This window comes from Bacillus hominis, assembly GCF_018332515.1.
GTDB lineage: Bacteria > Bacillota > Bacilli > Bacillales > Bacillaceae_G > Bacillus_A > Bacillus_A hominis.
In genome coordinates this window covers 1-9458 of the sequence record NZ_BOQD01000233.1, presented here as the reverse complement: position 1 = coordinate 9458, position 9458 = coordinate 1, and the positions used below count along the sequence as shown (strand labels likewise).

9 protein-coding genes are annotated in these 9458 nt (G+C 36.5%); 8 read left to right on the top strand and 1 reads right to left on the bottom strand.

Annotated features, from left to right (window positions below; genetic code table 11):
• Nucleotides 1–306: 306 nt before the first annotated feature.
• The 8 genes from KI356_RS20330 to KI356_RS20295 all read left to right on the top strand — a co-directional run bounded on the left by KI356_RS20330 (nucleotide 307) and on the right by KI356_RS20295 (nucleotide 8705).
• Nucleotides 307–504, top strand: a complete 198-nt coding sequence (locus tag KI356_RS20330; RefSeq protein WP_238486212.1) for a DUF1722 domain-containing protein — start codon at nucleotides 307–309, stop codon at nucleotides 502–504.
• A 200-nt stretch (nucleotides 505–704) separates the two neighbouring features.
• A complete protein-coding gene (locus tag KI356_RS20325; RefSeq protein WP_002110003.1) occupies nucleotides 705–1850 on the top strand; it encodes an acyl-CoA dehydrogenase in 1146 nt (381 codons plus the stop codon).
• 15 nt (nucleotides 1851–1865) lie between these two features.
• The gene (locus tag KI356_RS20320; RefSeq protein WP_098542102.1) at nucleotides 1866–3203 is read left to right on the top strand and encodes an acetyl-CoA carboxylase biotin carboxylase subunit; all 1338 of its coding nucleotides are present in this window, start codon (nucleotides 1866–1868) and stop codon (nucleotides 3201–3203) included.
• 26 nt (nucleotides 3204–3229) lie between these two features.
• A complete protein-coding gene (locus KI356_RS20315) occupies nucleotides 3230–3445 on the top strand; it encodes an acetyl-CoA carboxylase biotin carboxyl carrier protein subunit (protein WP_001987345.1) in 216 nt (71 codons plus the stop codon).
• Nucleotides 3446–3466: 21 nt separating this feature from the next.
• Nucleotides 3467–4378 carry a hydroxymethylglutaryl-CoA lyase gene (gene mvaB, locus KI356_RS20310; protein WP_212936277.1) on the top strand — a complete coding sequence of 304 codons (912 nt, stop codon included), beginning with the start codon at nucleotides 3467–3469 and terminating at the stop codon, nucleotides 4376–4378.
• Between the two features lie 4 nt (nucleotides 4379–4382).
• Nucleotides 4383–5171: an enoyl-CoA hydratase gene (locus KI356_RS20305; protein ID WP_128280075.1), complete on the top strand. Its 789-nt coding sequence runs from the start codon at nucleotides 4383–4385 to the stop codon at nucleotides 5169–5171.
• 2 nt (nucleotides 5172–5173) lie between these two features.
• Nucleotides 5174–6715 (top strand): acyl-CoA carboxylase subunit beta, encoded by a 1542-nt coding sequence (locus KI356_RS20300; protein ID WP_000886740.1) that lies wholly within the window; start codon nucleotides 5174–5176, stop codon nucleotides 6713–6715.
• A gap of 49 nt (nucleotides 6716–6764) precedes the next feature.
• On the top strand, nucleotides 6765–8705 hold the full coding sequence (locus KI356_RS20295; protein WP_212936276.1) for an AMP-binding protein: 1941 nt from the start codon (nucleotides 6765–6767) through the stop codon (nucleotides 8703–8705).
• Between the two features lie 438 nt (nucleotides 8706–9143).
• Here KI356_RS20295 and KI356_RS20290 read toward each other — a convergent pair whose 3' ends face one another.
• Nucleotides 9144–9341, bottom strand: coding sequence for a hypothetical protein (locus KI356_RS20290; protein ID WP_212936275.1), 198 nt, complete (start codon nucleotides 9339–9341; stop codon nucleotides 9144–9146).
• Nucleotides 9342–9458 lie beyond the last annotated feature (117 nt).

Genomic DNA, 9458 nt, shown 5'->3' with positions numbered 1-9458 from the left:
GATTGTCGAATTTTATTATTCGGGAACATTTCTTTAAAAGCCTTTTAACAATCGCACATTTTAAAACGTTAAAAATTAATTGAAATATGAATGCCATTTAAATTTATAACTTGATTAAAGATCCTATAACAAAGTGAAAGATAAAGAATTAGGATGTAATGTTACTAACGTAAAAGGTAGTGTTTGAAAATCATGGGAAGATTTTTAATTAGTTATTAATGCATACGCCGCGCTATTTATCAAATTGAAATGTATGTGAGCATATTTTCGGGTATTATAAAACACAGTTTAAAAATAGCATGAGCATTGCTAGAGGTAGTTCATAAATATGCAGGGAAGAGAAAAACACTTAGTCGTTTGATTACTATTTTAAAATCGTGGGCAATGCGATTTGATGAAAACTATGTAATAAAACAAACATATTTCGAACCATCCCCTGAAACGATAGTGAAAATTTCTGATTTAGGAAAAGATAAAGATATTATTAAACAAAAAAATACATAATTCGACACGAAATATCCTATGTTGTTGTAGAACAATGTAGGAATTTTTTTGTGCAATAGTACAGAATCTGTTTTAAAATTAAGTTATGACAGAATTATAGCAATTGTCTAACTAATATTTTTGTCTTTTAAGAAGTAATGTTTGTAGTACAAACTCGCATGCTGTCGAAACTCAATATTCGATAAGGGGTGTGTAGCGGAATGGAATTTACTCTAACTCGCGAAAAACAAATGATTAAAGAAATGGTACGTGACTTTGCTGAAAAGGAAATCGCACCGAAAGCTGTATATTATGACAAAACTGCGGAATTTCCATATGAAACATTTCAAAAAATGGGCGAACTAGGATTATTAGGCATCCCATTCCCGGAAGAGTATGGAGGTTCAGGTGGCGATACAGTATCGTACGCGTTAGCAGTTGAAGAAATTGGTCGCGCTTGTGGTGGTACAGGCTTAAGTTACGCTGCAACAATTTCATTAGGTGCTTCTCCAATTTATTATTTCGGTACAGAAGAACAAAAACAAAAGTATTTAGTTCCAATGGCATCAGGTAAAACATTAGGTGCTTTCGGATTAACAGAGCCAAACGCTGGATCTGATGCAGGGGGCACACAAACGAAAGCAATTTTAGATGGCGATGAATATGTGATTAGTGGCGAAAAGTGTTGGATCACAAATGCAGAGTATGCAAATACAATTATTGTAACCGCTATCAACGGTGTTGAAGACAATGGTAGGAAACGTATTTCTGCATTTATCGTACCGACTACTAGTGAAGGGTTAACGATTTCAAGCCCTTACGATAAGATGGGTGTTCGTGCTTCTAATACTTGTGAAATCGTACTTGATGGTGTGCGTGTACCGAAAGAAAATATTCTTGGTGATGTAAATAAAGGATTTAAACAATTCTTATATACACTTGATGGAGGACGTATTTCAATCGCAGCATTAGCAGTAGGTATTGCACAATCTGCATTTGAACGTGCATTGCAATATGCGAAAGAACGTCAACAATTTGGAAAAACGATTTCTAATTTCCAAGCGATTCAATTTAAATTGGCTGATATGGCGACTGAAGTGGAATTAGCGCGTAATTTAGTACATAAAGCAGCTTGGTTAAAAGATAATGATAAACCTTTCGGTAAAGAAGCGGCTATGGCAAAGTTGTTTGCATCTGAAGCAGCTAGTCGTATTGCGAATCATGCAGTACAAATTCATGGTGGATATGGCTACATGCGTGAATATGAAGTTGAACGATATATTCGTGATGCAAAACTTTTAGAAATTGGTGAAGGAACTTCTGAAATTCAACGTCTCGTAATTGCAAGACATTTAGGATGTAGATAAAAAGGAGGAATCACTATGTTTCAAAAAATATTAATTGCTAATCGCGGGGAAATCGCAGTTCGTATTATGAAAACTTGTCAAAAACTTGGCATCCGCACTGTTGCTATTTATTCTGAGGCTGATGAAAATGCCCTTCATGTAAAAATGGCAAATGAATCTTACTTAGTAGGTGGCCCACGTGTCCAAGAAAGCTATTTAAACCTTGAAAAAATTATTGAAATTGCTAAGAAAACAAATGCTGAAGCAATCCATCCGGGGTACGGATTATTATCAGAGAATCCATCTTTTCCGATTCGCTGTAAAGAAGAAGGAATCGTATTTATCGGTCCTTCAGAAGAAATCATTACTAAGATGGGAAGTAAAATTGAATCACGTATAGCAATGCAAGCAGCAGATGTACCAGTAGTTCCAGGTATTACTACAAATATTGAAACTGCTGAAGAAGCAATTGAAATTGCAAAACAAATTGGTTATCCATTAATGCTTAAGGCATCCGCGGGCGGCGGAGGCATTGGAATGCAGTTGATGGAAACTGAGCAAACGCTCACCAAAGCATTTGAAAGTAACAAAACAAGAGCACAAAATTTCTTCGGTAACGGAGAAATGTACTTAGAGCGCTATATAGCTGATGCACACCATATTGAAATTCAGCTTTTAGCAGATACACATGGTAATACAGTGTATTTATGGGAACGAGAATGTTCAGTACAGCGCCGAAACCAAAAAGTGATTGAAGAAGCTCCTTCACCATTTTTAGATGAAGGCACACGAAAAGCGATGGGAGAAGTTGCTGTACAAGCTGCTAAAGCTCTTGGTTATACGAATGCTGGTACAGTTGAGTTTCTTGTAGATGATCAAAAGAACTTTTATTTCTTAGAAATGAATACGAGATTACAAGTAGAACATCCGGTTACAGAAGAAATTACTGGGTTAGACCTTGTTGAACAACAATTACTTATCGCATATGGTGAGAAACTATCATTTACACAAGATGATGTAAAACGTAGTGGTCATGCCATCGAGGCTCGTATTTATGCAGAAGATCCGAAAACTTTCTTCCCATCACCTGGGAAAATTACAGATTTAACATTACCGTCAAATGTACGTATCGATCACTTCTTAGAGAATCAAGTAACGATTACACCTTTCTATGATCCAATGATTGCGAAAGTAATCGCTCATGGAGAAACTCGTGAAGAAGCGATTTCAAAATTACAGGATGCGTTGCAAGAGTTAAAAGTAGAAGGTATTAAAACGAATACATCGATGCTACTACAAGTATTAGAAGACGATGTGTTCAAAAGTGGTATTTATACAACGAGTTTCGTAACGAAACAACTTGTTAAAAAATAAGAGTTATGAATATTAAGGGGGAAAAAATGATGACGAAAGTATATGCATCGATGGCAGGAAATGTTTGGAAAATTGTTGTAGGAGTAGGAGACACAGTAGAGGAAGAGCAGGATGTCGTCATTTTGGAATCTATGAAAATGGAAATTCCAATCATTTCAGAAGAAGCCGGAACCGTTATGAAAATTAACGTACAAGAAGGCGATTTTGTAAATGAAGGAGATGTATTACTAGAAATTGAATAGGGAGATATAGGGGGAAGCGAATTGAAACTACCTAATTTTGCTGTCATTAAAGAAGTCGGGCCACGTGATGGCTTACAGAATGAAAAAAAGATTGTTGGCACAAAAGATAAAGTAAAATGGATTCAACTACTTACAGAAGCGGGATTATCGTACGTTGAAGTTTCCTCATTCGTTCACCCTAAATGGGTTCCTGCATTAGCAGATGCAAGTGATGTGTTTTCTGAGCTAAAAAGGGATCCAAATGTTACATATGCAGCGCTTGTTCCAAATCAAAATGGTTTGGAACGAGCTTTTTTGCAAAATGTAGATGAGGTGAATGTTTTTTTATCAGCAAGTGAGTCTCATAATAAAAGTAATATTAATAAATCAGTTAAAGAAGCATTGGCTGTCATTGAAGATATAACAAAACAGGCAACATTCGAAGGGAAAAAGGTAAGGGGCTATGTTTCTACTGTATTTGGATGTCCTTATGAAGGAGATATAAGTGTCGCAGCAGTTGACGAAATATGTAATCAACTATTTTCATACGGCATTTATGAAATCTCTCTCGGGGATACAATCGGTGTAGCAAATCCGTTACAAGTAGAGCAAGTATTAGAGCATTTATTAAAAAAATACGATGCTTCTCAGTTTGCGATGCATTTTCATAATACGTATGGAATGGCACTTGCAAACGTAGTTAAGTCTTTAGAACATGGTATTACAACGTTTGATAGTTCTTGTGGTGGACTAGGAGGATGTCCTTATGCACCAGGAGCATCGGGCAATGTTGCTACTGATGACTTAGTACATATGCTCCATAAGTTAGGTATCCAAACAAATATAGACGAAGAAAAGTTATTGAGAGCTAGTCAATTTATTCAAAGTAAGTTAAATATCCAATTACCGAGTCATGTGTATAGAGCGCTTCAACATAAAACGATAAGTAGGTGAGAAGATGCTACAATTACAAAACATTTCCGTTGACTATGTTACACCGCACGTTGTAAAGATTTCGTTAAATCGTGAACGACAAGCAAACTCATTATCTTTGGCATTATTAGAAGAATTACAAACTATATTAACTCAAATAAACGAAGAATCAAATACGCGCGTTGTTATTTTAACAGGGGCTGGTGAAAAAGCTTTTTGCGCTGGTGCTGATTTAAAAGAGCGAGCTGGCATGAATGAAGAACAAGTTCGCCATGCTGTGGGTATGATTCGTTCTACTATGGAGATGGTTGAACAATTACCACAACCAGTTATCGCTGCTATTAATGGAATCGCACTTGGTGGAGGTACTGAATTAAGCTTAGCTTGTGATTTTAGAATTGCTTCTGACACTGCAAGTCTAGGACTTACTGAAACTTCCCTTGCAATTATACCTGGGGCAGGTGGTACTCAGCGCTTACCTAGATTAATTGGAGTTGGTAGAGCGAAAGAATTAATTTATACAGGAAGACGTATTTCGGCGCAAGAAGCGAAAGAATATGGTTTAGTAGAATTCGTAGTACCAGCTGATTTACTAGAAGAGAAAGCAATTGAAATTGCAGATCGAATTGCTAATAATGGTCCAATTGCCATTCGATTAGCAAAAGAAGCAATTTCAAATGGTATTCAAGTAGATTTACATACCGGATTACAAATGGAAAAACAAGCGTATGAGGGCGTAATCCATACGAAAGATAGATTAGAAGGATTACAGGCATTCAAGGAAAAACGCAAACCAATGTATAAGGGGGAGTAAGTATGTTAGACCAAAAACAACAATCTAATTCATTTGAAGAACGAGTTGAAACAATTAAGCAAGGTGGGGCACCGAAATATCATGAACAAAACAAAGCAAAAGGAAAACTTTTTGTTCGAGATCGTTTAGCTCTTTTATTTGATAATGGTGAATATGTAGAAGATGCATTATTTGCAAATTGTGAACAAACAGGATTACCAGCTGATGGTGTTGTAACTGCAACTGGTAAAATACATGGTCGTACTGCGTGCGTAATGGCAAATGATTCAACAGTTAAGGCTGGATCATGGGGATCACGTACAGTTGAAAAGATTTTACGTATTCAAGAAACGGCTGAGAAATTACGTGTACCGTTATTTTATTTAGTTGACTCTGCTGGGGCACGTATTACAGATCAAGTTGAAATGTTCCCTGGGCGCCGCGGTGCAGGAAGAATCTTTTATAATCAAGTGAAATTATCAGGTAAAGTTCCGCAAATTTGTTTGTTATTTGGACCTTCAGCGGCTGGTGGTGCGTATATTCCAGCATTTTGTGATGTTGTTATGATGGTTGAAGGAAATGCATCTATGTATTTAGGATCTCCTCGTATGGCTGAAATGGTTATCGGCGAGAAGGTAACTTTAGAAGAAATGGGCGGAGCACGTATGCATTGCTCAGTATCAGGATGCGGAGATGTTTTATGTAAAACAGAAGAAGATGCAATTACGCAAGCAAGACAATACATTTCATATTTCCCAAGTAACTACCTAGAAAAGACTCCATTGATTACACCTCAAGAGCCGAAACAGTTCGATAAAACGTTAGAACAAATCATTCCAGAAAATCAAAATGCTCCTTTCAATATGAAAGATCTCATTAACAGAATTATTGATGAAGGTTCTTTCTTTGAAGTGAAAAAATTATTTGCTCAAGAGCTAATTACAGGTTTAGCACGTATTGATGGTAAGCCAATTGGCATTATTGCAAATCAGCCGCGTATGAAGGGCGGCGTATTATTCCACGATTCAGCTGATAAAGCAGCGAAGTTTATAAATTTATGCGATGCATACCATATTCCATTATTATTCCTTGCAGATGTACCTGGATTTATGATTGGTACGAAAGTAGAACGTGCCGGAATTATTCGTCACGGTGCAAAAATGATTTCTGCAATGAGTGAAGCAACTGTACCGAAAATTTCTATCGTCGTTCGAAAAGCGTATGGAGCTGGTTTATATGCTATGGCAGGTCCAGCATTTGAACCAGATTGCTGCTTAGCATTACCAACAGCTTCTATTGCAGTAATGGGTCCAGAAGCAGCGGTCAATGCTGTATATGCAAATAAGATTGCAGCTTTACCAGAAGAAGAACGTGCAAGCTTCATTGCTGAAAAACGTGAAGAGTATAAGAAAGATATTGATATTTACCATTTAGCATCAGAGATGGTGATTGATGGTATTGTTCATCCAAATAACTTACGTGAAGAATTAAAAGGACGATTCGAAATGTATATGAGTAAATATCAAGTATTCACGGATCGTAAACATCCTGTATATCCAGTTTAAAAGCCCTATTTAGGGCTTTCTTGCTCAAAAAGTCAAGGAGGGGAAAAAATTGAAACAAGCAGTTTGGTTTCCAACAGAAGAGTATAAAGAAAAAACGCGTTTATATAGTTGGATGAAATCATTAGGCTATGAAGATTACGAAGCTTTTTATAATAAGTCAATTGAAGAAACAGCGTGGTTTTGGGGAGAAGCTGAGAAAGCAGTTGGTTATCAGTGGATGGAACCATATACAGAAGTGTTAGATTTAGGAAATGGTACACCATTTGCACAGTGGTACACTGGGGGCACTTGTAACGTTGTAGAATCTGCTTTATCTCGCTGGCTTGCTGATGACGAAACGAAAAGACAGCCAGCACTTATGTACGAAGGGGAAAATGGAACTTCTAAATCATTTACATATGAAGAGCTTGACAGTTGGGTAAGCCGTGTTGCGAACGGTTTGAAACACGCTGGTATTGAGAAAGGTGATCGTGTAACAATTTATATGCCAATGATTCCTGAAACAGTTGTTGCTATGTTAGCAGTAATGAAAATTGGAGCGATTATTTCACCGATATTCTCAGGCTTTGCGTCTGATGCAGTAATGACACGTGTACAAGCAGCGGGTTCAAAAATGATTATTACCGCAGATGGATTTTCACGCCGAGGCAAAATTGTTTCTTTAAAAGATGAAGTAGATAAAGCTTGTGAACATTGTCCAACTGTTGAAAAGGTGGTAATTGTTCGGCATGCAGGAAATGATTTTACACCGCATAATTACGATTTTTCATGGAGTACGTTAGAAAAAGAAAAACCATTTATACATGCTGAGGAAATGCATAGTGATGATCCATTAATGCTCATTTATACATCAGGAACAACTGGTAAGCCGAAAGGAACAGTACACACACATGCTGGTTTTCCGCTAAAATCTGCATTTGATGCAGGATTTGGAATGAATATAAAACAAGGCGACCGCGTATTATGGGTAACTGATATGGGCTGGATGATGGGACCATTTTTACTATTCGGCTCTTTAATTAATGGCGCAACGATGGTTATGTACGAAGGTGTCCCAGACTTTCCAGAAGCAGACCGCTTATGGGAGACAGTCGATAAATATGAAATTACACATCTCGGTATTTCACCAACATTAATTCGTGCGTTAATGGCAAAAGGTGATGAATATGTAAATAAACACTCGCTCAAGAGTTTAGAAGTATTCGCATCAACAGGAGAACCTTGGAATCCAGACCCTTGGATGTGGTTATTTGAAACAGTTGGAAAAGGAAACGTCCCAATCTGTAACTATTCAGGAGGAACTGAAATTTCTGGAGGGATTTTTGGAAACGTCCTTATTAAGCCAATTGCACCGATTAGTTTTAACGCATCTTTACCAGGAATGGCAGCGATTGTACTTGATAATCAAGGTAAACCTATTCGTGATGAAGTCGGAGAATTATGTTTAGAAAAACCTTGGGTAGGTATGACGAAAAGTTTTTGGGAAGATGATGAGCGATATGTAAATACTTATTGGTCACGCTTTGAAAATAAATGGGTTCATGGGGATTGGGTTATTTATGACGGTGAACAATATATCATAACAGGACGTTCAGATGATACGTTAAATATTGCAGGTAAACGAATTGGCCCGGCTGAATATGAATCTATTCTTGTAAAGCATAATAATGTAATAGAAGCAGCAGCAATTGGTGTGCCTGACGATGTAAAAGGTGAAGTTTGTCATTGCTTTGTAGTATTACGAGACGGTGTAATATTTACAGCAGAATTAAAGAAAGAATTAATGAGTTTAGTAAATTCTCATATCGGAAAAGCATTATGTCCAAAAGATATTCACGTTGTGGAGGATTTACCAAAAACACGTAATTCTAAAGTAATGCGACGTGTTATTAAAGCAGCCTACTTAGGAAAAGAGTTAGGCGATTTATCGTCACTAGTAAATCCTGAAGTAGTACCCTTTATTCAAGGACTACAGTCTAGCAAACTATAAAATTACGAATGAGCTCTATGTAAATAGAGCTCATTTTTAATGTTCACAAAAAGATACGAGAAAAAAAGTAAATTTGAAGTTAAAAAATCTACTATTAGTGGCAAGTATGTCTGTTTGTTTTATAGTTTTATCAAAATAGGATACTGTGGCATGTCTATTCAATAGAGGGATTGAATTTTGTTAAGAATGAAAATTTAGTGAAGCGAAAAATAATGAATAAAAGGAGAAATCCCTGGGGGACAGGGATTCAATAAGGGAGATATTGTTGTCGTGCAATGTCGAAATTTGGCGTATTCGACAAATTAATATTATCACGAATTTTCAGGATGTTGTGATAGTGGATGTGTCAAAAATGTGTACGGGTTTCATATAAAAGTTTAAATAGGAAAAGGGAAAAGAATTAAGTTCACTCGTTCTTAAGATTTTTCCCTTTGAAATTTACTGTTTGTTCGTTGTTCTATATACGTCTGAAATTGGTAAATCTTCGCCATGTAAAGCTTGAGTACTGTCCTTTTTATTTGAATCATGTGTCCCCTGAGATGTTTCTTGCATTTGCTCTTGGGCCTTACTAGGAGTATTCAGCGCATCTGATGACACATGATCAAGTTGTTGACTTAATAGATTTTTTTTATCCATGTTATATAGCTCCTTTTTGAACTTAGATATAAAAACGATGTATTTTTAAATAGTTACGTGGATATTATGTATCTTTGAATGGAATTATATACATAAACTATATTGAGAAATTAACTA

Excerpts from the sequence above, each read along its gene's own strand:
- KI356_RS20320 (WP_098542102.1), top strand. The coding sequence starts at position 1,866 with ATGTTTCAAAAAATATTAATTGCTAATCGCGGGGAAATCGCAGTTCGT.
- KI356_RS20315 (WP_001987345.1), top strand. The coding sequence starts at position 3,230 with ATGATGACGAAAGTATATGCATCGATGGCAGGAAATGTTTGGAAAATT.
- KI356_RS20300 (WP_000886740.1), top strand. The coding sequence starts at position 5,174 with ATGTTAGACCAAAAACAACAATCTAATTCATTTGAAGAACGAGTTGAA.
- KI356_RS20325 (WP_002110003.1), top strand. The coding sequence starts at position 705 with ATGGAATTTACTCTAACTCGCGAAAAACAAATGATTAAAGAAATGGTA.
- KI356_RS20305 (WP_128280075.1), top strand. The coding sequence starts at position 4,383 with ATGCTACAATTACAAAACATTTCCGTTGACTATGTTACACCGCACGTT.
- KI356_RS20290 (WP_212936275.1), bottom strand. The coding sequence starts at position 9,341 with ATGGATAAAAAAAATCTATTAAGTCAACAACTTGATCATGTGTCATCA.